At 41.5% G+C, this 22,517-nt stretch carries 21 protein-coding genes; 16 read left to right on the forward strand and 5 right to left on the reverse strand.

Annotation, left to right across the window (positions count from 1 at the left end; genetic code table 11):
* The first annotated feature begins 72 nt into the window (after positions 1–72).
* The 5 genes from ACH3Z1_RS07585 to ACH3Z1_RS07605 all read left to right on the forward strand — a co-directional run bounded on the left by ACH3Z1_RS07585 (position 73) and on the right by ACH3Z1_RS07605 (position 3,809).
* On the forward strand, positions 73–432 hold the full coding sequence (locus ACH3Z1_RS07585; protein ID WP_490821283.1) for a four helix bundle protein: 360 nt from the start codon (positions 73–75) through the stop codon (positions 430–432).
* A gap of 88 nt (positions 433–520) precedes the next feature.
* Entirely contained in the window at positions 521–871 is a 351-nt protein-coding gene (rplS, locus tag ACH3Z1_RS07590; RefSeq protein ID WP_490821284.1) for a 50S ribosomal protein L19, read from the forward strand.
* A gap of 133 nt (positions 872–1,004) precedes the next feature.
* Positions 1,005–1,214: a Sec-independent protein translocase subunit TatA/TatB gene (locus ACH3Z1_RS07595; RefSeq protein WP_295205245.1), complete on the forward strand. Its 210-nt coding sequence runs from the start codon at positions 1,005–1,007 to the stop codon at positions 1,212–1,214.
* 27 nt (positions 1,215–1,241) lie between these two features.
* Positions 1,242–2,678: an Asp-tRNA(Asn)/Glu-tRNA(Gln) amidotransferase subunit GatA gene (gene gatA / locus ACH3Z1_RS07600; RefSeq protein WP_490821285.1), complete on the forward strand. Its 1,437-nt coding sequence runs from the start codon at positions 1,242–1,244 to the stop codon at positions 2,676–2,678.
* A 69-nt stretch (positions 2,679–2,747) separates the two neighbouring features.
* On the forward strand, positions 2,748–3,809 hold the full coding sequence (locus tag ACH3Z1_RS07605) for a lytic transglycosylase domain-containing protein (RefSeq protein ID WP_490821286.1): 1,062 nt from the start codon (positions 2,748–2,750) through the stop codon (positions 3,807–3,809).
* On the opposite strand, the gene ACH3Z1_RS07610 is transcribed toward ACH3Z1_RS07605, so the two are convergent.
* The 4 genes from ACH3Z1_RS07610 to ACH3Z1_RS07625 all read right to left on the reverse strand — a co-directional run bounded on the left by ACH3Z1_RS07610 (position 3,810) and on the right by ACH3Z1_RS07625 (position 9,345).
* Positions 3,810–5,042 carry an anthranilate synthase component I family protein gene (locus ACH3Z1_RS07610; RefSeq protein ID WP_490821287.1) on the reverse strand — a complete coding sequence of 411 codons (1,233 nt, stop codon included), beginning with the start codon at positions 5,040–5,042 and terminating at the stop codon, positions 3,810–3,812.
* A gap of 69 nt (positions 5,043–5,111) precedes the next feature.
* Positions 5,112–5,567: a hypothetical protein gene (locus tag ACH3Z1_RS07615; protein WP_490821288.1), complete on the reverse strand. Its 456-nt coding sequence runs from the start codon at positions 5,565–5,567 to the stop codon at positions 5,112–5,114.
* Positions 5,568–5,653: 86 nt separating this feature from the next.
* A complete protein-coding gene (locus ACH3Z1_RS07620; RefSeq protein ID WP_490821289.1) occupies positions 5,654–6,916 on the reverse strand; it encodes an adenylosuccinate synthase in 1,263 nt (420 codons plus the stop codon).
* 167 nt (positions 6,917–7,083) lie between these two features.
* Positions 7,084–9,345: a RelA/SpoT family protein gene (locus ACH3Z1_RS07625; protein ID WP_490821290.1), complete on the reverse strand. Its 2,262-nt coding sequence runs from the start codon at positions 9,343–9,345 to the stop codon at positions 7,084–7,086.
* Positions 9,346–9,504: 159 nt separating this feature from the next.
* Here ACH3Z1_RS07625 and ACH3Z1_RS07630 point away from each other — a divergent pair, with 159 nt between their 5' ends.
* From ACH3Z1_RS07630 to atpA, 8 genes are all read left to right on the forward strand, one after another.
* Positions 9,505–11,328 carry an ABC transporter ATP-binding protein gene (locus tag ACH3Z1_RS07630; RefSeq protein ID WP_490821291.1) on the forward strand — a complete coding sequence of 608 codons (1,824 nt, stop codon included), beginning with the start codon at positions 9,505–9,507 and terminating at the stop codon, positions 11,326–11,328.
* A gap of 3 nt (positions 11,329–11,331) precedes the next feature.
* Positions 11,332–11,559: a hypothetical protein gene (locus ACH3Z1_RS07635; protein ID WP_490821292.1), complete on the forward strand. Its 228-nt coding sequence runs from the start codon at positions 11,332–11,334 to the stop codon at positions 11,557–11,559.
* 15 nt (positions 11,560–11,574) lie between these two features.
* Entirely contained in the window at positions 11,575–12,057 is a 483-nt protein-coding gene (locus ACH3Z1_RS07640; RefSeq protein ID WP_490822631.1) for a DUF6036 family nucleotidyltransferase, read from the forward strand.
* Between the two features lie 80 nt (positions 12,058–12,137).
* Positions 12,138–13,235: a F0F1 ATP synthase subunit A gene (gene atpB, locus ACH3Z1_RS07645; protein WP_490821293.1), complete on the forward strand. Its 1,098-nt coding sequence runs from the start codon at positions 12,138–12,140 to the stop codon at positions 13,233–13,235.
* A 36-nt stretch (positions 13,236–13,271) separates the two neighbouring features.
* Entirely contained in the window at positions 13,272–13,484 is a 213-nt protein-coding gene (gene atpE, locus ACH3Z1_RS07650) for an ATP synthase F0 subunit C (RefSeq protein WP_490821294.1), read from the forward strand.
* Between the two features lie 91 nt (positions 13,485–13,575).
* Complete coding sequence (gene atpF / locus ACH3Z1_RS07655) at positions 13,576–14,085, forward strand: F0F1 ATP synthase subunit B (protein ID WP_490821295.1); 510 nt, start codon at positions 13,576–13,578, stop codon at positions 14,083–14,085.
* Positions 14,086–14,210: 125 nt separating this feature from the next.
* Positions 14,211–14,774: an ATP synthase F1 subunit delta gene (gene atpH / locus ACH3Z1_RS07660; protein ID WP_490821296.1), complete on the forward strand. Its 564-nt coding sequence runs from the start codon at positions 14,211–14,213 to the stop codon at positions 14,772–14,774.
* A gap of 35 nt (positions 14,775–14,809) precedes the next feature.
* Complete coding sequence (gene atpA / locus ACH3Z1_RS07665) at positions 14,810–16,387, forward strand: F0F1 ATP synthase subunit alpha (protein ID WP_490821297.1); 1,578 nt, start codon at positions 14,810–14,812, stop codon at positions 16,385–16,387.
* Between the two features lie 78 nt (positions 16,388–16,465).
* Here atpA and ACH3Z1_RS07670 read toward each other — a convergent pair whose 3' ends face one another.
* Positions 16,466–18,868 (reverse strand): TonB-dependent receptor domain-containing protein, encoded by a 2,403-nt coding sequence (locus ACH3Z1_RS07670; protein WP_490821298.1) that lies wholly within the window; start codon positions 18,866–18,868, stop codon positions 16,466–16,468.
* 366 nt (positions 18,869–19,234) lie between these two features.
* On the opposite strand from ACH3Z1_RS07670, the gene ACH3Z1_RS07675 reads away from it, so the two are divergent.
* The 3 genes from ACH3Z1_RS07675 to ACH3Z1_RS07685 all read left to right on the forward strand — a co-directional run bounded on the left by ACH3Z1_RS07675 (position 19,235) and on the right by ACH3Z1_RS07685 (position 22,466).
* Positions 19,235–21,439 (forward strand): TonB-dependent receptor, encoded by a 2,205-nt coding sequence (locus ACH3Z1_RS07675; protein ID WP_490821299.1) that lies wholly within the window; start codon positions 19,235–19,237, stop codon positions 21,437–21,439.
* Between the two features lie 64 nt (positions 21,440–21,503).
* Positions 21,504–21,776, forward strand: a complete 273-nt coding sequence (locus ACH3Z1_RS07680) for a 2TM domain-containing protein (protein WP_490821300.1) — start codon at positions 21,504–21,506, stop codon at positions 21,774–21,776.
* A 63-nt stretch (positions 21,777–21,839) separates the two neighbouring features.
* Positions 21,840–22,466 carry a hypothetical protein gene (locus ACH3Z1_RS07685; protein WP_490821301.1) on the forward strand — a complete coding sequence of 209 codons (627 nt, stop codon included), beginning with the start codon at positions 21,840–21,842 and terminating at the stop codon, positions 22,464–22,466.
* The last annotated feature ends 51 nt before the right edge of the window (positions 22,467–22,517 follow it).

Genomic DNA, 22,517 nt, shown 5'->3' on the forward strand with positions numbered 1-22,517 from the left:
TAGCTTACGATATAATAGAGAGCCGCTTCGTTTGTATCGAAGTGGCTTTCTTTATTATTGTAGCTAAAAAGCATGATAAATTTTAAAAAACTCAAAGTCTGGCAATTAGGTTTTGATATTGCGAAAGAATGTTATGTTCTTGTATCTGTTTTTCCGAAGGAAGAAAAATATGCCCTAGTAAACCAGATTACAAGAGCAGCGGTTTCAATACCTGCCAATATTGCGGAGGGAAGTAGCAGGAAAAGTGCAAGAGAATATGCTCATTTTCTTGAAATATCACTTGGCTCCAGTTATGAGTTGGAAACGCATATATTACTGGCGGAAGCATTGTGTTACGGAGATATAAATATAAGTAAATCAATACTTTATAAACTATCAGAAGAGCAGAAGATGCTCCTGGCTTTTATCAATAAAATAAAATCTGATGGCTAGGAGCTAGTAGCTGATAGCTAACAGCTCAAAAACTTTTGGAGAATCCCCACTCCCTCCTTACCTTTGCCGTCCGCAAAAATTAAAAGTTATGAACGCAGCAGTTCAGTTTGTACACGAGCAGTTAACTGTAAAGAAGGAGCATCCTAAGTTTAAAGCAGGTGACAATGTCACTGTAAACTATAAGATTATTGAAGGTGGTAAAGAGCGTATCCAGAGCTTTCGTGGCGATGTGATCAAAATGCAGGGTAATGGCGCTACTGCTTCTTTTACCGTGCGTAAAATTTCTGATGGTGTAGGTGTTGAACGTTTGTTCCCTATCCTGTCGCCCAATATCGATTCTATCGTATTGAACAAAACTGGTAAAGTACGTCGTGCTAAATTGTATTACCTGCGTGAGCGTAGTGGTAAGAGTGCACGTATTAAAGAAAAACGTTTCTAAGCAAATCTGCTTAACCATATTAAAAGCGGAAGTTGGTGTAAACCGGCTTCCGCTTTTTTGTTGTCCTTATCAATTGTTTTTTAGTTTGGTAGCAAATTTGTTTTACTTTTGAAGTCTACAAAAATTACAAACAATGTTGTTGTCTACATTACTTTTTGGAATGCCCGGTGGAAGTGAATGGATTGTTATTGTATTGGCAGTATTGATCCTCTTCGGTGGCAGAAAAATCCCTGAATTTATGCGTGGTCTGGGTAAAGGTATCCGTGAGTTTAATGATGCCAAGAATAACGTGAAGAAAGAGATCGAAGACGGTATCAAGGAGAAAGACCAGGCTGCACAATAAGTATTCATTTCAAAAGCCTCTTAGCCTTTGTTTCGCTTCAGCACAATCAAAGACTATCATATCGCATTACAGAACGGCCAAACCACCTGTGTGGAGGCCGTTCGTTTTTATGTAGATACTATACGGCGTGATACGGAACTCAACGCCTGGCTTAGCGTTTATGAAGAGGAAGCACTTGCTCTTGCTGCACAACTCGATGCATCGCGCTCGGAAGGTAAACCCCTTACAGCCCTGCATGGTGTAGTAGTTGGTTTGAAAGATGTAATCTCCTATAAGGATCATCCTGTCTCTGCCGCTTCCCATATTTTAAAAGATTTTACCGCTATATACGACGCAACCGCAACGGCCCGCTTAAAAGAAGCCGGAGCCATCATCATTGGCCGTCAGAACTGCGATGAGTTTGCCATGGGTAGTACCAATGAGCATTCTGCCTATGGTGCAGTAAAAAATGCACTGGATACTACAAGGGTACCCGGTGGTTCTTCGGGTGGTTCTGCCGTAGCTGTTCAGGCCGGACATTGTATGATCAGCCTGGGAAGTGATACTGGAGGCTCTGTACGTCAGCCCGCAGATTTCTGTGGCATCATTGGTCTTAAACCCAGCTATGGCCGTATTTCGCGTTATGGGCTGATTGCCTATGCTTCTTCCTTTGACCAGATTGGTATTTTTGGGACCAGTGTAGAGGATGTGGCCATCACTTTACAGGTAATTGCAGGCGCAGATGATTTCGACAGTACCGTTTCCGATACAGCAGTACCCGATTATAGCAATGCATTAGCCGACAAGGCAGCTACGCCTAAAAGAATTGCCTATTTCAAGGAAGCACTGGAACACGCAGGACTCGATCCGGCCATCAGGGTAGCAACAGAAGCCTTTATCAAAAAATTAACAGAGCAGGGCTATATTGTAGAACCGGTTGATTTTGAATTGCTTGAATATGTAGTCCCAACATATTATATCCTCACTACCGCAGAAGCTTCCAGCAATCTTTCGAGGTTTGATGGGGTACGTTTTGGACATCGCTCAGACCTGCATTTTGAGGACCTGAATGCCTTGTATAAAAGCTCCCGCTCAGAAGGTTTTGGAAAAGAGGTGAAACGTCGAATCATGTTGGGCAGCTTTGTATTAAGTGCGGGATATTTCGACGCCTATTTCACTAAGGCTCAACAGGTTAGAACTATGTTGCATACCCGAACGCAGGCCATTTTTCAACAGTACGACGCCATTATTTCGCCTACTGTTCCTGCCCCCGCATTCAAGATAGGTGAGATGCAAAACGACCAGGTGGCGATGTTCCTGGGAGATATTTATACTGTATTTGCCAACCTCGTGGGCATACCGGCTATTTCGGTGCCATTGTTCAAACACCCCAACGGAATGCCCTTCGGGCTCCAGATTATGACTTCTCAGTTCGATGAGGTATCTTTGCTGCGTCTTTCGAAGCAGTTTATGGAACTGGCTTAGCCGTTCAAATTGCTTCCGGCAACCCTAACCCAACTGCAGGTTTTTCAACAATAAATAGATCATCAGTCAATGAAATGGTTTGGTATCAGTTTACAAAGTCATATAAGCATCAGCAAGACCCTGCTGATAGGCTTTGCTTTTGTAGCCGGTAGCCTTGGTATCATGTCATTTACCACTGATCCGGGAAATACTTCCCAATCCTTTTCGGATTCCTTAAACGATAAAACGTCTTTTAAAAGCCTTTTTGCCAACAATCGTTTTGATGCATCAAAGCCCTATGCCGGTCAGTTAAACCCTAGAGCAGTGGCTTTTGTACAGGAATATGTAAGAAAACATGGTGAACACCTGGAGAAAATGAAAAGCTGGGGCAAGCCTTATTTCGATCTCTACGATAATATTTTAACCGTTTACGGTTTACCCCGTGAAATGAAATACCTGAGCGTTATTGAAAGCTCACTCGGAGCCAACCTTGTTTCATGGGCGGGGGCAGCGGGCCCATGGCAGTTGATGCCTTATGAGGCCAAAAGATTTGGATTAAGGGTAGGTAATATTGACGACCGTACCGATTATTATAAAAGTACCCATGCAGCCGCTAAGCTGATGCGGGAACTCTATGCTGAATTCAATGACTGGTTACTCGTAGTAGCAGCCTATAATGCAGGTGCGGGTCGGGTAAAACAGGCCATCAGGAAGTCGGGTAGCAAAGATTTCTGGGACCTGCAATACCATTTGCCGGAAGAAACACGTAACCACGTAAAAAAATTCATCGGTACCCATTATGTATTTGAAGGAAGTGGGGGATGGACCACCATGACCGCAGCCGAAACAGAAATGAAAAAAGCGGCCATGCAAACCAGTGCCGAAGTGGTATTAAGTCAGGAAGAAATTAATAATAGCGCTGTGGTTGAAGTCAGCGGACGGTATAATTCCCTAGTGGTAACCAATTCATTATTGATGGATCTGAACCAGTTTAATCGCTGGAATCCAGGTTTTGATAAAACACTGGCGGAAGGAAAGAAATACTCCATGCGTATCCTGAAAGATAAGGAAGCCGTTTTCCTCGCTAAAAAGCAACAGTTACTGATGGAGTCGGTAAAAGCCTTGTTGGAAGGTACTGCCGTTTCAAAATAATCATTCTGCCTGCAGCACTTTTCTGATGGCTGCTGCTTTCAACAAACATTCTTCATATTCCTTTTCCGGATCACTGTAAAAAGTAATTCCGCCACCTACCTGGTAACCGAGATATGCATTATTTGCATTGTAGAGCATACTCCTGATGACCACATTGAAATCGAAATCGCCATTGGGGTCAATATAACCTACGGCTCCGGAATAGAGGCCCCGTCTTGTTTTTTCATATTGTTCAATCAGTTCCATCACCCTTTTTTTGGGTGCGCCGGTCATACTACCCATGGGGAAACAGGCTTTCAGTATGGAAGAGAATAGAACAGTTTCATCCAGTTCACCTTCTACGGTTGAGATCATTTGGTGCACTTGCGGAAAACTATAAATACCGAACAACTCACTTACATGCACAGATCCTTCTTTGCAAACCTTACTAAGATCGTTACGTACCAGATCAACCACCATCACATTTTCACTTTTATCTTTCTCACTTTTTTTGAGGTCTTTCAGCAGTTGAAGATCTGCTTCTTTGTTTTGCAGGTTTCGCTGGATGGTGCCTTTGATGGGTTGTGATATCAGTGTGCTTCCTTTTTTTTGTAAAAATCTTTCTGGACTGGCACAAAGCAGGTATTGGCTTTCGTGTTTATAATAACAGGCAAACGGGTTGGGAGAAATTGCTGTTAATTGCTGGTAAAGCGATAAAGGATCTATTTGTACATCCGTGGCATAAAATTCCTGGCAATAATTTATTTCATAACAATCGCCACGCAGTATATGTTGCCTGAGTTGTTGAATGATGTGTATGTATTCATTTCTGCTAAGACGCGACTGTATATTTAATGCAGGTGTTCTAACCGGCTTAAGAGGTACCACTGCCATTATTTCACTGTAAATATCTTCCGGGGTACGTTGATCGTAACAGGTAATCTCGAGTTGTTCATGCTGAAGTTTTAATATCACTGCCGGAACAAAAAAGAAAAGATCAGGAAACTGAATGGAATCGGGATGAGAGGAGCTAAGTGCCTCTACCTCGTTTTTATTATCATAAGATATATGGCCGAAAATCCATCGGCCTTTATGCTGTTGCAGAAATATATCGAGATCTGCAAAACGGGCATTTGCAGCAGTTCGTGTGATAGTGCCACAGGCTGCAAGACATTCAACAGTAGCATTATTTTGCTGGTACTGGTGGTTATCCAGAAAAGAACAAATGTTGAACCGGTTTGACCAGTTCAACATTTGTTCTTTACATTCTTTGCTATCTGTTATCGGAAAAGAATGAGTGATAGGCTGTTGGTTTAAGACGATCTAGAAATCATCGTCGTCATCATCATCAAATCCGCCGCTTTTATCGTTGAAGAGATCAAATTCTTTGAAGTCTTCATCCAATTTAAAATCGTCGTCATCTTCGTCGCCTTTTTTCTTGGCGCCGCCGGTTTTCTTGCCTTTACTTTTGGGAATATCAAATTCATCGAAGTCCGGATCCCATTCTTCGTCTTCTTCTGCTTTTTCCCAATCATCATCTCCTTCTTCTTCAACATCATCGTCATCATCGTCGTCATCTTTCGATTTTTTCGATGCAGATTTCGATGCAGATTTTTTAGCGGAAGGTTTTACATCCATTTCATCATCATCGTCATCCAAATCATCATCATCGTCTTCCATTTGCTTCTTGCTTTTTGAAGACGGTTTCTCGTCAGCATTTTTAGGTGCTGCTTTTTTAGGGGCTGAGGATTTTTTATCCTTATCAGATCTTTCTGCCATATTCCAATAAGATTAACTGCGTAAAATTTCAACGCAAATTCTTATTAACCAAAAAAATTTTTCTGTTACAAATGCGGTGCCACAAACTACAATCTTACAATCTGATCCCGGCCGGGGCCATTGGATACAAATTTAATAGGCGCACCCACATAATTATTAATAAAATCAATATAAGTTGACATTGTTTCAGGCAAAGCTGCTGCTTCTTTAATACCGGTTGTATCGATATTCCAGCCTGCGAAACTTTTCCAGACAGGTTGAATATCTATTCCCGACATCTGGAAAGGCACTTCAGTTGTTTGTTTGCCATCCATATTATATGCGGTGCAAACATTCAATTCGTTGAAACTGTCGAGTACATCTGCTTTGGTCATGATGATTTTAGATACACCATTGATCATACAAGCAAACTTGAGTGCAACCAGATCAATCCAGCCGCAACGGCGTGGACGGCCTGTAGTGGCACCAAACTCACTTCCAATCTTGCGCAATTCCTCGCCAGTGGCATCATGTAATTCGGTAGGGAAGGGTCCGCCACCTACACGGGTACAATAGGCTTTGGTTACACCCAATACTTCTTTAATCTGTCTGGGCGATACGCCTAAACCGGTACAAACACCTGCTGAAGTGGTATTGGAAGAAGTTACAAAGGGGAAAGTGCCGAAATCAATATCCAGCATACTTCCCTGTGCGCCTTCGGCCAATACTTTTTTGCCTTTGCTGATACTATCGTTGATGAAATATTCGCAATTAATTACATTCAATGTCTTCAGGAATTCCAATGCCTCAAAAAATTCCTCTTCAGAGGCTGAAATATCTTCGTTGAAATTGAAATTATTGAGTAAAACCTGGTGTTTGGTGCGCAGGTCATTGTATTGTTTGGAAAAATTAGGATGCAGAATATCTCCTACACGCAGGGCATTTCTGCCTGTTTTATCCATATAAGCCGGTCCGATACCTTTTAAGGTAGAACCGATTTTTGATTCACCCTTTTGTAATTCGGAAGCTTTGTCTAATGCACGGTGTGTGGGAACAATAATATTGGTTCTCTGCGAGATAAAAAGATTCTTGCGTACATCTACCCCATAAGCAGCTACTGCATCACATTCTCTTTTGAGGGTTACCGGGTCAAGTACCACACCATTTCCGATAATATTCACCGTATTCTGGTGGAAAATACCAGATGGTATCTGGTGAAGAACCATCTTTTTGCCCTCTACATATAAAGTGTGTCCGGCATTCGGACCACCCTGGAAACGGGCGATGATATCGTATTCCGGTGCGAAGTAATCAACAATCTTTCCTTTTCCTTCATCACCCCACTGTAACCCAAGTATAACGTCGACCATAGTATTGCTTTGAATCGCGGCAAAAATAGGAGATAGTTTGGGCTTTGTTGTGTTTGGCTGGGATTATTTTTCGGGAGAAGCAGTATTGAAATTCAAAAGTCAAAATGAAAAAGTCAAAAGTCAAAAAAGCAGGATATGTTTTTGACTTTTGACTTTTTCATTTTGACTTATTTACCCTCCGTTTCTGCATCAAAACGATCAACTGTTTGTATACCATTCAGTGATTTGAGGCGTATTACCAGTTCTTCCAGTTCTTCTTTATCGTGAACGAATACTTTGATGGTGCCTTCAAACAAACCTTCTCTCGATTCAATGGTTAAACCTGCAATATTGATCCTGAGATCGCCGCTGATGACATTGGTAATTTTATTGATAACGCCCACATCATCCAATCCTACAATTTTCAAACCGGTGAGGAAAGAAATTTCCTTGTTCTTCGCCCACTTTGTTTTTACTACCCTGTGTCCATAATTGGCCAGTAACTGGGCGGCATTCGGACAACCGGTCCGGTGAATGATTAAGCCTTTACCTGTACTTACAAAACCAAATACATCATCACCCGGAATGGGGTTACAGCATTTGGCCAGTGAATACATGATTTTGTCGCTGCTCTCACCAAAAATGATCAGTTCCGAATCTTTTTTGCCATAGGTTTTCTGGGTAGCATCTACAGCAAGTTCCTGGATAACGGGTTTGGGTTTGGGTATTTCAACTTTATCGCCCAATACCTGGAAGTCTTTGAGTTCTTTCAGGTCAATGACTTTGGTGGCAATCTTATAATGCAGGTCGAGTGAGGAAGGAAGTTTATAAAACTGTACCAGCTCTTCAATATTATACTGACTGTATGCGGCGCCCATACTCTCCAGTTTGCGCTGTAACACATATTTGCCATCTTCTGCTACTTTTCTTTTTTCTTCTCTGAGCGCATCTTTGATTTTGTTCCGCGCTTTAGCCGTTACCACAAAACCCAACCAGTCTTCAGAAGGTTTTTGTTTGTTACTGGTAATAATTTCTATCTGGTCGCCGCTGCGTAATTTATGACTGATGGGCACCAGCTTATGATGCACTTTGGCACCAATACATTTGGAACCAATGGCCGAGTGAATAGAAAAGGCAAAATCCAGTGCCGTACTGCCTGTAGGCAACATTTTTACTTCACCTTTTGGTGTGTACACATAAATTTCTTCGGCGAGAAAAGATGTTTTGAAATCCTGCAGAAAATCAACCCCTTCAGTATCCTGTGTACTCAATACTTCACGTATCTGGCCAAACCATTTATCGAAGCGGTCCTCATCATTACTGCCTTCCTTGTATTTGTAATGGGCGGCCAGACCTTTCTCGGCAATTTCGTTCATTCGTTTGGTACGAATCTGTACTTCCACCCATTTACCCTGTGGGCCCATTACGGTGGTATGCAATGCTTCATAGCCATTGCTTTTGGGATTACTGAGCCAGTCGCGTAAACGTTCGGGAGACGGATTGTATTCATCGGTGATCATGGAATACACTTTCCAGCAATCTTCTTTTTCTTTTTCGGTTGGTGAATCGAGGATCACACGAATAGCAAAGAGGTCGTATACTTCTTCAAAAGCCACTCCTTTCTTTTTGATTTTATTCCAGATAGAGTGAATGCTTTTGGGACGACCATAAATTTCGAAGTTGAAATTGGCCGCCTGCATCTTGTCTTTTATCGGTCGAATAAATTCATTGATATACCTGGTTCTTTCACGTTTGGTTTCCGCCAGTTTTTTGGCGATATCCCTGTAAGCTTCGGGCTCCATGTATTTCATGGACAGGTCTTCCAGTTCTGTTTTAATGCTGTATAAACCCATCCGATGGGCCAGTGGTGCGTATACCCAAACCGTTTCAGAAGCAATTTTTAATTGTTTCTCCCGCTTCATATGGTCGAGCGTACGCATATTGTGTAAACGATCGGCCAGTTTAATGAGGATGACGCGCGGGTCATCGGTAAGCGTGAGTAATATCTTTTTAAAATTCTCGGCCTGTTGTGAAGTGTTGGTATCCATCACCGTGGAAATCTTGGTGAGCCCATCAACAATACGGGCGATTTCGGTACCAAACTCTCTTTCCACATCTTCCAGGGAAATATCTGTGTCTTCTACCGTATCGTGCAGTAATGCGCAAATGGTGCTTCGCACACCCAGACCAATTTCTTCCACACAAATCATGGCCACGGCAATCGGATGAAGGATATAAGGTTCACCGCTTTTTCTCCGCATGGTTTTATGCGCATCGGCCGCCATTTCAAAAGCATGACGAACCAGCTCCTTATCGCCTTTTTTCAATTTCGATTTCAGGCTGCGTAATAAAGCACGGTAATGCCTGATGATCTCATTTTTTTCCTGCTCGGGATTCAGATTATACTTGGGTAATGCCGCTTCAACCGGTATTTCTTGCGCTTGCTCCATATCTGAGTACGAATATACGAAATCGTGAATGCTGAATGGCCAATGGCGAATAGGAGAATGTTCTTATTCACCATTGACCATTCACGCCTCCTATCTTAACTAAATTTTACAGCATCGGTAACCACTACCCCGCCTTAGTTGTTAACTTTGGCACCTGTCATGACTGAAACGAGCAAAAAGAAAGTCTTCGATTTTTCCTTATTGTCAAGAGTGTTCCTCTTTGTGCGGCCTTACCGTACCAGTTTTTACGTCAGTATCATACTGGCGGTCATCATGGCTGTTTTTGCACCCATCAGACCTTATTTAATTCAGCTAACGGTTGATAAAGCCACCGGCAAAGCAATAGCTGTACCGGGATGGCTAGACAGTTTATTATTCAGTCCGGATTTATCTGATGCCAGCCGTTTTATCATTGCGGTGACTTTATTTCAGATTGTATTTCTTTTTGTGGAAACGGCCATACGTTTTGTGTTCACCTTTATGACCGCATCTATGGGTCAGCATGTGGTAAGAGATATGCGGATCGCCACCTACAGAAAAATACTGGGTCTGAATCTTCGCCAGTTCGATAAAACCCCAATAGGTACTTTAACAACAAGAACCATTGATGATATTGAAAGGATCAATGATATTTTTTCTGACGGGCTTATCCCCATTATTGCCGATATACTGGTGATTGTGGTAACACTGGGTGTGATGTTCTGGGAAAACTGGCAATTGACGTTGATCTGCCTGACACCTTTCCCCATTATGATCATTGCTACTTATTATTTCAAGGAAAGTGTCAACAAAAGTTTTATCAGCGTAAGAAATGCTGTAGCCAGTTTGAATGCTTTTGTACAGGAACATATTACTGGAATGCAGGTGGTGCAGGCATTTGCGGCAGAAGACCGGGAGATGAATAAGTTTCAAAAAATCAATGCCGAACACCGTAATGCCAATATCAAAGCCATTTTTGCTTATTCTGTTTTCTTTCCCGTGGTGGAAGTTGTGCTGGCCTTAAGTACGGGTTTACTGGTATGGTGGATAGCGGGAAAACCTGCAGCCACCAGTCCCGGATTATTGATGGCTTTTATTCTTTATCTCAACCAGATATTTCGTCCGTTACGTGTTATCGCTGATAAATTCAATGTGTTACAAATGGGTATGGTAGCAGCAGAAAGAGTGTTTAAAGTGATGGATAATCGCGATGAAATTACAGCTGCAGATTATGGTACCCATCAACCCGAACATATCAGGGGTGATATAGAACTCGACAATGTTTCATTTGCCTATACCGATGAACAGTATGTGCTCAGGAATATCAGCTTCCAGGTAAAAGCTGGTGAAACCGTAGCGCTGGTAGGTCATACCGGAAGCGGAAAAACATCGATCATCAGTTTGCTGAACAGGTTATACCAGGTACAACATGGAGAAATCAGGATCGATGGAATTAATATTAATACCTACAATATCGACAGACTGCGAAAAAGTATTGGCGTGGTATTACAGGATGTATTTCTTTTCTCCGGCTCGGTGATGGATAATATCACTTTACGCAATCCTGCCATTACAAAAGAACAGGTAGAAGAAGCTGCGAAAATGATTGGGGTGCATGAATTCATTATGCGGCTTCCGGGTGGGTATGATTATAATGTGATGGAGAGAGGAAGCACGCTGAGTCTGGGCCAGCGACAGTTATTATCATTTATCCGCGCATTATTGTACAATCCTTCTATTCTTATTCTAGATGAAGCCACTTCTTCTATTGACACAGAAAGTGAGATGCTGATTGAAAAAGCGATTGACCAACTCATCTCAGGCAGAACGTCTATTGTTATTGCTCACAGGTTGTCTACCATACGCAAAGCAGATAAGATTATTGTGTTAGATAAGGGTGAAATAAAAGAAATGGGTAGCCATGAGGAGCTCTTGTTAATAGGCGGATTTTATGCTAAATTGCATGAGATGCAGTTTGAAAAGAAGAAGACTGTATTGGTATAGTAAATGCCTGCAAATTTTTCTGATAATAATCAGAATGAAAAAGAGCCTTCAAAAGTTGAAGAGCCTCATTTTTTATATGGTCCTTCTGAAGAAGAGCAATTACTTCGTGCCCTTAAGAGAACGCATACAGAACGTTTCCAGGTGATGACCAAACTGATGAGAATGAATATCATGTTAAGCAAGGCAAAAATTACACATCATCGTTCCGGAGAAACTGATCAACCCGAATAGTCATGGATTTTTTTGATGACGACCTGCTCGAATTTTGGTCGGCCCTTAACGAGGCAGGGGTTCTTTATCATTATTATAGGAGGGGTGGCAACCAATCTACACGGATTTCAGCGAACAACGGAAGATATTGATGTTTGGATTAAAGACACATCCGAAAACAGGACTAACCTGCGAAAAGCATTGAAAAAATACAGTCAGATAGGCTATTACATGCTTGAAACGATCCAGTTTATCCCGGGTCGGACCAATTTTAGTCTGAATAACGGTTTTCGGCTGGATTTGATGATTGATGTAAAAGGTTTAGAAGGGTTTGGGTTTGACGAATGCCTGAAAAAAGCATTCATTGCGGAAATTACTAATATTAAAATACCTTTTTTACATATCAATCACCTCATTGAATCTAAAAAAGCGGCTAACAGACCCAAGGACCAGGTCGACCTGATTTACCTTGAAAAAATCAAAAATATAGTAGAAAATAACCCGGATAAGCTGGACTGATTTTTTTCTGTGTTTTAAGGGCTTTACTTTCTGTTTTCACCCCCTTTACCCCTATCTTTGCCGCAAATTTCGAGACAGGTATGACCCGCAAGAGCGTAAAATCTTTACTGGTAGCGACTTTCAGCCTTTTTATATTGCTGTTTTCTACTGTTTCCTATGCCAATGATAATCCACAGCACGGTAATGCCGCTGCGGAGGGTCATGCTGCAAAGGAATTTGATGTAACTGAAACCATTCTCGAACACATTAAAGACGACCATAGCTGGCATTTATGGGGTCATACAACCTTGCCTTTACCGGTGATTCTGTATTCCGATAAGGGTCTGGAAGTATTTTCTTCCGCAAAGCTGATGGATGAGCACCATGAACCAGCGGTGTATGCCGGCAACTATAACTACAAAACCATCGAAGGGAAAGTAAAAGTGGTGAATGCAGATGGCAGTATCGATGAAACAGCTACCGCCAAACTATGGGATTTCTCTATCACGAAAAACGTAGCTTCTTTATTTGTTTCCATTGCTATTCTTTTACTGGTATTTCTTACTGTAGGTGGTGCTTACCGTAAAAGAGGGGTGAAATCTGCTCCCAAAGGGCTGCAGTCATTTATGGAACCCATCGTACTTTTTGTACGCGATGAGGTAGCCAAACCGAATATCGGTCATAAGTACGCGAAGTACATGCCCTTCCTATTGACTATTTTCTTCCTGATTTTAATCAATAACTTCTTAGGTCTTATTCCATTCTTCCCGGGTGGTGCCAACGTGAGTGGTAATATCGCATTTACCATGACCCTGGCCGTGTTTGTGTTTATCGTGGTAAACCTGAACGGAAACAAGAGTTACTGGCAACATATTTTCTGGATGCCTGGTATGCACTGGAGCATGAAACTGTTCCTGGCACCTATTGAATTGATTGGTGTATTCACCAAACCTGTTTCATTGATGATCCGACTGTTTGCGAACATTACAGCGGGTCACATTCTGGTACTGAGCTTAATCTGCCTGATCTTCATATTTAAAACCGTGTTTGCATCTGCTATTGCTGTGCCTTTTGCGGTGTTCATTGGATTGATTGAATTGCTTGTGGCTTTCCTGCAGGCATACATCTTTACCATGTTGAGCGCCATGTACATTGGTATGGCTACAGAAGAGCATCACCATGAAGCAGCGCATCATTAATAAATTTTTTTTCACTCACAATTAAAACATAAAACAATGGTAGTAGGAAGTGTTGCCGCAATCGGCGCTGGTTTAGCTGCTATCGGTGCCGGAATCGGTATCGGTCAGATTGGTAAAGGTGCAGTAGAAGGTATTGCCCGTCAGCCAGAAGCTGCTAACGACATCCGTGCAAACATGATCGTTGCTGCGGCTTTCGTAGAGGCGGTTGCCCTGTTTGCGGTGGTAGTTGCCCTGTTGGGTAATAAGTAACCCATTTAATTTTATACGGACCTTAAGCAAAGGGCGGCGGGTCCGTATAATTTCTAAGAAGAAATTTCAAACGCAGTTATAAACATCGTTTATGTTATTAGAAATCAACCCGCTGGTATTACCCGATATCGGACTTGTATTCTGGAATACCATTGCATTTATCGTACTCTTTTTTGTATTGCGTGCTTTTGCATGGAAGCCTATGCTGAAAGCCATTCACGATCGTGAACAGGGTATTGAAGATGCACTGAGCAAAGCCGACAAAATGAAGGCTGATATTGCTGCCATGCAGAGTGAGAACGAAGCATTGCTGGCAAAAGCCCGTGAGGAAAGAGCACAAATGATTAAAGAAGCAAAGGAAACTGCCGATAAAATGGTAGCCGATGCAAAAGATAAAGCCAAAAGCGAATACGACAGAATTGTGGCAGATGCTCAGGTAGCTATTAACCAACAGAAAAATGCAGCACTTACCGATGTTAAAAACCAGGTAGGCTCATTAGTGGTTGAAGTAGCAGAAAAGGTATTACGCAAAGAACTGGCTAACAAATCAGAACAGGAAAGCTATATTAAGCAACTGGCTGAAGGAGTGAAGCTGAATTAATTTGAAAATGTGGCAATTTGAAAATTTGAAAATGATGAAACCTTCATTTGCAGATTTTCAAACCAGTTAATTGCCACTAAAATTTTCAAATTTTCAAATTTTCAAATTTTCAAATTGAATAATAAATGCAGAATCCACGTTTAGCAGGAAGGTATGCAAAGAGCCTGGTTGACCTCGCTACAGAAAAAGGTCAGCTCGAAGCAGTGTATGCCGACATGAAATACCTGCAGGCTGTTTGTAAACAGAGCAGAGATTTTGTAAACCTGTTGAAGAGCCCGGTAATTAAAGCCGATCAGAAAAACAGTATCATCACTGCTGTTACTACTGGAAAAATAAGTGCATTAACCGCCTCTTTCAATAACCTGCTGGTAAAAAAAGGCCGTGAAAGTGATCTGCCAGAAATAGCAGAAGCATTTATTGATCAGTATAATGCACTGAAAGGCATTCATAAGGTACTGCTTACCACTGCTGTTCCGGTGAGTGAAGAATTGAAGCAATCAATTGAGCAGAAGGTAAAATCTGAAAAAAGCTTTGCCAATATTGAACTCGAAACCAAAACCGATGAAAGTCTTATTGGTGGGTTCGTGTTGGAATTTAATAATAACCTGGTTGATGCAAGTATCTTGCGCGATCTGAAAGACATCAAAAAACAGTTCCTGCAGAACTTATATGTTCAGCAGTTACGATAATAACAATCACAAATCATCATTAAACAGAATACATCATGGTGGACATTAAACCCGATGAAATATCAGCGATACTGAGACAGCAGCTCAGCAATTTCAATGTATCGGCCGATCTGGAAGAAGTGGGAACCGTATTACAGGTAGGTGACGGTATCGCCCGTGTATATGGCCTTAACGGCGTACGCAGTGGTGAACTGGTAGAGTTTGAAAGTGGCGTAAAAGCCATTGCCCTTAACCTGGAAGAAGACAACGTGGGTGTGGTATTGATGGGCGAAAGCGGCGATATTAAAGAAGGAGCCAAAGTAAAAAGAACCGGTAAAATTGCCTCTATCAAAGTTGGTGAAGGCGTTGTAGGTCGTGTTATCAATACTTTGGGTGAAGCCATCGATGGTAAAGGTCCAATCACCGGAGATTTGTACGAAATGCCACTGGAGCGTAAAGCGCCAGGTGTAATTTATCGTGAGCCGGTAAAAGAACCATTACAAACTGGTATCAAAGCAATCGATGCGATGATCCCTGTAGGTCGTGGTCAGCGTGAGCTGGTCATTGGTGATCGCCAGACTGGTAAAACAGCCATCTGTATTGATACCATCATCAACCAGAAAGAATTTTACGATGCAGGTAAACCTGTATACTGTATATATGTTGCGATTGGTCAGAAAGCTTCTACCGTAGCCGGTGTAATGAAGACTTTGGCTGATAATGGTGCAATGGCATATACCACTATCGTTGCAGCATCTGCATCAGATCCTGCTCCGCAGCAGTTCTACGCACCATTTGCCGGTGCCGCTATCGGAGAGTTTTTCCGTGATACCGGTCGCCCTGCACTGATCATTTATGATGATCTGTCTAAGCAAGCAGTAGCTTACCGTGAAGTTTCTCTGTTGTTGAGAAGACCTCCCGGACGTGAAGCATATCCTGGTGACGTATTCTACCTGCACAGCCGTTTGCTGGAACGTGCAGCGAAAGTAATTGCGAATGATGATGTAGCTAAGAATATGAACGATCTGCCGGAATCCATCAAACACCTGGTTAAAGGTGGTGGTTCGCTGACAGCATTACCCATTATTGAAACACAGGCGGGTGACGTTTCTGCCTATATCCCAACCAACGTAATTTCGATTACCGATGGTCAGATATTCCTGGAAGGTAACCTGTTCAATGCTGGTATCCGTCCTGCGATCAACGTAGGTATCTCGGTAAGCCGTGTGGGTGGTAATGCACAGATCAAATCCATGAAAAAAGTAGCTGGTACTTTGAAACTGGATCAGGCACTTTACCGTGAGATGGAAGCGTTCTCTAAATTCGGTGGTGACCTTGATGCTGCTACTAAAATGGTATTGGATAAAGGTGCGCGTAACGTAGAAATCCTGAAGCAGGCACAGTATTCACCTTTTTCAGTAGAGAAGCAGGTAGCGATTATTTACCTGGGTACACAAGGCTTGTTACGTGAAGTAGCGGTGAAAAAAGTGAAAGAGTTTGAAGCACACTTCCTGATGGAAATGGAAAACAAGTTACCTGATGTACTGGCTGAGTTTAAAAAAGGTAACCTGCCTGAAGATGGCATCACTAAGATGACTGAACTGGCAAAAAGTTTGATGCCTCAGTACAAATAAGAAGGATATAAAGCTTAATTATATAATGCCCCGGATAATATTCCGGGGCTTTTTTATAGAAATAATATTCTTATTTGGTCAGAACTTATAAGAATAACCCAATCTGAATACCTGTGTTTCGAGATAATCGGTACTTCTTAAAACAAAGCCATTACCCCTGATTGTTTTACTTGTTCGAAGCGTGTTAAAGATATCTGTGCCATTCAGGAATAATTCTCCACTGCCTTTTTGTATCTGCTTTCTCAAACCCATATCAACAGAAAATCTGCTTTCAATGCGGCCTTGGGGTATAAGATCAGGCGCTAACCAGATTGTGCTGGTCTGAATATCGAATTGACCTGGTAATTTAACGGACGTATTCAGTTTGATATTTCCTGAAGTAATATTTTCTTCAGGCATTGAAAAGATGGTTGGAACCGGGTATTTATTAGAGATGGTAAATGCGCGTATCGTATTTCGGTAAATCGTGGCACTTGCATTAAAGGAAAACCTTTTTGATACTTCCTGCTGGTACACCATTTCTGCTCCCGTGGCCTGACTTTTACCAGCATTTTGAAATATATTATAGATAAGGGTATTTCCAGGAACAATTGTTGCAATACGAGTAATGGTTGCATCTGTAATACGATGATAAAGGGATGTATAAATATTACCCGACTTCCATTTGTACGTATAACCTGCTTCTATTGATTGAGAAAACTGTGGCCGCAATGTAGGGTTGCCAACTTTTAAAACCTCAGGTTCATCGTATTTGGGGAAGATGCGAATATCAACTTCATTAGGTCTGTCTACGCGCCTGTTATAAAATACCGATAGCTTATTATTTGTGTTTAGTTTCCAAGCAAGCCTGATGCTTGGAAAAGGTTGAGCATAGTCGTAACCATCACTTGAGTAAGTATTGTGGTTGGGATTTACTTTATAATCAACACGAACATATTCGAGCCTTAAACCTGTTTCAAGTTCCCATTGATTGTTTTCATAAACATAGTTGCCATATACGGCAGGTATTGTTTCCCGGTAAGTGGCCCATCCACCAGCGCCTGCATCTATCGGAGAGTTCAATCCCGGAAAGAATTGCATATCGGTGGGTATCGACCTGTACCTGAACTTCAGGCCGGTTTCAAGGCGGCCATGTTTTAGTGGTTTTATATAGTCGAGTGTAAGGTCTGACACATGCTCGTCTGATAAAAGCTTAAATGCATCTTCACCCGTAAAAGAGGGCATGATATTAGTAAAGAAATATTTCTCATCTTCCCGGTGAAAAGTATAAGTATATCCAATATTCAACAAATGACCTGGCTGCGCAAACTTATGCCGCCATAGTGCCGTAGCTGTAGCTGTATATTTCACTTCATCTTCCAGAAACTGCCACAAACGTAAACGCTGAGAAAAATCTTTGTTGAAATAAGGGATATCGCCTTTATCGATAATTTTTTCGCGGTTGAAGTAAGCTGAAATGGTAACACTGTTACGATCATCCGGATTCCAGTCAATTCCCGTTTTAACCGTGGTAAAAGTAGTAGTACGGTTGCGCTTAACCTGTTGATGAATAACAGTACCATCAGCATAAGTACGGTCTGCAAACTCATTTCTGTTCAGCGTTCTGGTATAAAGCCAGTCTGCCTGAAGAAAAGTATTGAGTTTATTCTTCCGATAGTTGAGTGAAACAGAGGGATTGATTTTTGAAGTACCCCTGAACTGAGGCCTGATACCCGGAAGATTTTCTTTTCGCTCCCATAAGGCACCAAGGCCATTCGTAATACCAATTTTACCATTAAAACCCTCTTGCTGACTTTTTTTATAAATGATATTGATAATGCCCGCATTCCCATTCGCATCATAAATAGCAGAGGGGTTGTTAATGATTTCAATTCTTTCAATAGCTGAAGCAGGAATATTATCAAGACCAGACTGGCTCCCAAAACCTGTTACAGCATTTTGCCTGCCATCAATCAGTACCGCAACTTTATCATTTCCCCTTAACTGAATTTTTCCATCCTGAACTGTAACACCGGGCAAATTTTGCATGGCCTGTAATACTGAACCGCCGGTCTGTGTGGTATTATTGCTTACCGAATATATTTTCTTATCCATCTTAGCTGAAACACCATCGCGCTGTATAGATGCACTAACAGTTACGCTACTCAATGAGCTGGTATCTTCTTTGAGTTCAATAGTGCCAATATCAAGAAATGCGCTCAATTGCCCCACCGTAATGGCTTGTTTGTTGGTCAGAAATTGAGCGAGCGATACCTCAAGTGTATAATTACCCGGTTTTATACCGGCAATTGAAAAGCGTCCATCATCACTGGTAATAGTGCCAGTCATAAAACTATTATCCGGCCTTTTTAATTGCACGGATGCGTAGGCGAGTATTGATTTATCTTTTGCATTTTTTATTACACCGGAAATAGTAACTGTTATTTGGCTGAATACAAAAAGCGGGGTCATTAGTAAGGCTACCAGGGCGGTTCTTTTCATGCTACAAATGAAAATAACAATTCTCAAGAAAATCTGCCGGATATAATAAAGACACTATTTATTCTCCACAACCCTCAGATGAAGTATCAAAAATAGAATTTAAGCATGCTAAAAGCGTTCTTATGACCACCTGAAACACTTTGGAATTAACCGAAATTTCTAAAAATGATCTGGAAATTCATAGGCATTTTGAACCTATAAGGGTAGTTTTTTAACCCTTAACGGAGTGATCATTTTCGATAGATCAATTTTAAGTACCTGAAAATCAATTTGTAAGATGCATTTTTTCAATGTAAAAATAGTTTTTATAATAGTTTGGTTTATAAAATAAACTATTCTATGTTTGCTGTATCAAAACAACGAGCAATGAAAAAATGGATGATAGTCCTGCTGATAATAGCACCTTTCCTGGCAGGCGCGCAGGTAAAAATTACTGGTTCTGTAAAAGACCAAAAAGGACGTATACTGGCAGGAGCCAATATTGTGGTTAAAGGATCATATGATGGAGCTGTATCAGATTCAACCGGTCATTTTTCTTTTAAAACCTACGAAAAAGGTAAACAGGTGGTAGTGGCCACCAACATGGGTAATAAAACAGTGGAACAGGAAGTAACGATCGATACAGCGATCATCAGCATCGATTTTATATTGAAAGAAGAAATCAGCGAACTCAAAGCAGTAACTGTAACAGCCGGAAGTTTTGAAGCAGGCGATAAGAAAAAAGCAGCTACTGTACTAAGTTCATTGGATGTTTATACAACAGGTGGCGCCAATGCAGATATTTCTGCCGTGGTAAAAACATTACCCGGTGCCCAACAGGTAGGAGAGCAGGAAGGTTTGTTTGTACGTGGAGGTGCTGGTTACGAAGCAAAACAATTTATTGACGGCACACTGGTTAATAATCCATTTATGGCAAGCGTGCCAGATATCGCATCACGTGGTCGTTTTGCTCCAGCTTTGTTTAAAGGAACCATTTTCAGCACAGGGGGGTATTCCGCTTTATATGGTCAGGCACTTTCATCAGCGCTCATTATGGAAAGCATTGATATTCCTGAGCGTTCCGAAGTATCGGCTTCTATATCTGCACTGTTCCTTGGTGCCGGTTTGCAAAAAGTGGCAAAAGATAAAAAATCATCATGGGGTGGGAATTATGGGTATACCAATCTCGCTGCCTATTTCGGCATCGTAAAACAACAACCTGAATATTTCCGCATGCCCGATTTTCATACGGCTGATTTGAATTTTCGTGCCAAAACCAAAAGCGGTGGTATGATCAAATACTACAGCACTTTTGGTGCCAGCGACATGGGTTTACGCAGAGCTAATATTGATGACCCCACTTTAAAAAATGCTTTTGGGTTGAACAACCTCAACTGGTACCATAATCTGAGCTGGAGAGATAACCTGGGCAATGGCTGGAAAATGAATCTGGGACTGGGTTACAGCATCGATGTAAACAAAATAGACCAGCAGATACAAAACCAGCAGAATCAGAAAGTAACAACGGGTCAGCCATGGATTGATAACAGCAATTTCAACATCAATACGCGTTCTGATTTATCGCAGATCAAAGCTGTATTCGATAAACGTTTAAGTGGTATCAGTGTAATACGTTTTGGCGGAGAGTATATGTATTTCTATAACAGAAGCACTTACAATAATTTTAAAGCATGGTTACCCGATCATTTCAAAGCCCTTTTTTCTGAAGCAGATCTTTATATCACCAATGACCTTGCCGCTAAAGTAGGCGCACGTTTTGAACATTCTTCACTCATTAGTAAAGCCAATATCGCACCCCGATTATCACTTGCGTATAAAACAGGTAAAGGGGCGCAGATGAGTGTGGCTTATGGTGAATTTTACCAGAAACCAGAGAATACCTATCTCTATAATACCACCAACTTCGGGTACTCAAAAGCCACACATTTAATTGCGAACTATATCAAGAACACGGCTTTACAAACCTTTCGTATAGAAGCTTTTTACAAGAAATATGATGGGTTGGTTAAAACCTATCCTGTGATGAACAATGCAGGAGCAGGTGATGCGAAGGGCATTGAGTTATTCTGGAGAGATAAAAAAACATTCAAGGGGCTTGATTACTGGGTAAGTTATTCTTATCTCGATACCAAACGCGATTTCCTGAATTACCCCAAAGAACTGCAACCCACATTTGCAGCCAATCATACTGCATCATTTGTGATGAAACGTTTTATCAGCAAAATCAACACCGGTTTTAATTTCACCTACTCCTATGCTACGGGTCGCCCTTATTATAACCTGCAGCAAAGTGGCGCACAATATGTAATAGCCGACCAGGGTAAAACAATGGATTACCATAACCTTGGGTTTAGTTTCAACTATCTCACTTCTTTGGGAAAAGCATATGCTGTCATAGTAGGATCAGTAACCAATGTGCTGAACAGTAAACAGGTATTTGGTTATAACTATTCTAATAATGGTGCACGAAAAGAAGCCATTACACCACCTGCTCCGCAATTCTTTTTTCTCGGTGTATTCCTGAGTTGGGGTGTAGACAGAAGACAGGATGCAATAAATAACAATTTATAGGCTGTAAGCTACAAGCTGCAAGCCACAAGTGAAAATCAATAAATCAATGATCAAAAATTATTTTATGAACAATGAACAACGCGACGAACAACTCTGGCAGATTGCAAAAGCAAGAGCCGGTTTTAAATGGGGACTGCTGAGTTATTTTGTAGTCAACACATTTCTCGTAGCCATCTGGTTTTTCACCCATGGTGACAGACCTTATTTCTGGCCCATCTGGCCCATGTTGGGATGGGGTGTGGGGCTGGCTTTCCAGTATTTCCATGCTTACCACGGTAATAAGTTTCTGAGTGCAGCAGATGAGTACGAGAAACTGAAGAATAAAAATAATATGTAAGCTGCAAGCTACAAGACATAAGTAAATCAAAAATCAAAGATCAAAAAATCAAACAGTATAGTCATGAAACAGATCATCATCATTTTATCTATGTTATTTGCCGGCCAGTTGCTGGCGCAAACCAAATATGAAACTGGTATGCAAAAAGGATTAGAACAATTTGCTGCAGCAAAATCGGCTGAAGACATGGCAGCCGCATCTGCTTTTTTTGAAAGAATTGCTGATGCAGAAAAAGACAAATGGTTACCCTACTATTATGCCGCGTATGCGAATCATTTAACCGGCTGGATGAATCCTAAGGCTGATAAAGATAAAGTGGCTGAAAAAAGTAAAGACCTCTTAAGCAAGGCAGAAGCATTGGAAAGAAATTCAGAAACCTATTGCATGCGCCAGATGATTGCCATCCAACAAATGAATGTAGACCCAATGTCGCGCTGGCAAACTTATGGTACTGAAGCGACTAATGCATTGGCGGAAGCAAAGAAAATGGATGCCAATAACCCAAGAATTTATTTACTGGATGGACAAACGCTGATGTATACACCAGAAGCATTTGGTGGTGGTAAGGCTGTAGCAAAAAAACTGTTCGAAAAAGCACTGACAATGTATGGAAGTTTTAAACCGGCTTCTCCTATGCATCCAAACTGGGGAAAAGATCAGGCTACACAATTGTTAGCTGCCTGTCAGTAACTTGACGTATAAACCAAAGGAACTACACAGCAGTTCCAATAACTTTAAGTA

Source organism: Sediminibacterium sp. FW305-C-49 (genome assembly GCF_058231085.1).

What these genes read in the sequence shown, in the direction of transcription:
- ACH3Z1_RS07585 (WP_490821283.1), top strand. Translation starts at nt 73, where the DNA reads ATGATAAATTTTAAAAAACTCAAAGTCTGGCAATTAGGTTTTGATATT.
- rplS (WP_490821284.1), top strand. Translation starts at nt 521, where the DNA reads ATGAACGCAGCAGTTCAGTTTGTACACGAGCAGTTAACTGTAAAGAAG.
- ACH3Z1_RS07595 (WP_295205245.1), top strand. Translation starts at nt 1,005, where the DNA reads ATGTTGTTGTCTACATTACTTTTTGGAATGCCCGGTGGAAGTGAATGG.
- ACH3Z1_RS07605 (WP_490821286.1), top strand. Translation starts at nt 2,748, where the DNA reads ATGAAATGGTTTGGTATCAGTTTACAAAGTCATATAAGCATCAGCAAG.
- ACH3Z1_RS07610 (WP_490821287.1), bottom strand. Translation starts at nt 5,042, where the DNA reads ATGTTGAACTGGTCAAACCGGTTCAACATTTGTTCTTTTCTGGATAAC.
- ACH3Z1_RS07615 (WP_490821288.1), bottom strand. Translation starts at nt 5,567, where the DNA reads ATGGCAGAAAGATCTGATAAGGATAAAAAATCCTCAGCCCCTAAAAAA.
- ACH3Z1_RS07620 (WP_490821289.1), bottom strand. Translation starts at nt 6,916, where the DNA reads ATGGTCGACGTTATACTTGGGTTACAGTGGGGTGATGAAGGAAAAGGA.
- ACH3Z1_RS07625 (WP_490821290.1), bottom strand. Translation starts at nt 9,345, where the DNA reads ATGGAGCAAGCGCAAGAAATACCGGTTGAAGCGGCATTACCCAAGTAT.
- ACH3Z1_RS07630 (WP_490821291.1), top strand. Translation starts at nt 9,505, where the DNA reads ATGACTGAAACGAGCAAAAAGAAAGTCTTCGATTTTTCCTTATTGTCA.
- ACH3Z1_RS07635 (WP_490821292.1), top strand. Translation starts at nt 11,332, where the DNA reads ATGCCTGCAAATTTTTCTGATAATAATCAGAATGAAAAAGAGCCTTCA.
- ACH3Z1_RS07640 (WP_490822631.1), top strand. Translation starts at nt 11,575, where the DNA reads ATGACGACCTGCTCGAATTTTGGTCGGCCCTTAACGAGGCAGGGGTTC.
- atpB (WP_490821293.1), top strand. Translation starts at nt 12,138, where the DNA reads ATGACCCGCAAGAGCGTAAAATCTTTACTGGTAGCGACTTTCAGCCTT.
- atpE (WP_490821294.1), top strand. Translation starts at nt 13,272, where the DNA reads ATGGTAGTAGGAAGTGTTGCCGCAATCGGCGCTGGTTTAGCTGCTATC.
- atpF (WP_490821295.1), top strand. Translation starts at nt 13,576, where the DNA reads ATGTTATTAGAAATCAACCCGCTGGTATTACCCGATATCGGACTTGTA.
- atpH (WP_490821296.1), top strand. Translation starts at nt 14,211, where the DNA reads ATGCAGAATCCACGTTTAGCAGGAAGGTATGCAAAGAGCCTGGTTGAC.
- atpA (WP_490821297.1), top strand. Translation starts at nt 14,810, where the DNA reads ATGGTGGACATTAAACCCGATGAAATATCAGCGATACTGAGACAGCAG.
- ACH3Z1_RS07670 (WP_490821298.1), bottom strand. Translation starts at nt 18,868, where the DNA reads ATGAAAAGAACCGCCCTGGTAGCCTTACTAATGACCCCGCTTTTTGTA.
- ACH3Z1_RS07675 (WP_490821299.1), top strand. Translation starts at nt 19,235, where the DNA reads ATGAAAAAATGGATGATAGTCCTGCTGATAATAGCACCTTTCCTGGCA.
- ACH3Z1_RS07680 (WP_490821300.1), top strand. Translation starts at nt 21,504, where the DNA reads ATGAACAATGAACAACGCGACGAACAACTCTGGCAGATTGCAAAAGCA.
- ACH3Z1_RS07685 (WP_490821301.1), top strand. Translation starts at nt 21,840, where the DNA reads ATGAAACAGATCATCATCATTTTATCTATGTTATTTGCCGGCCAGTTG.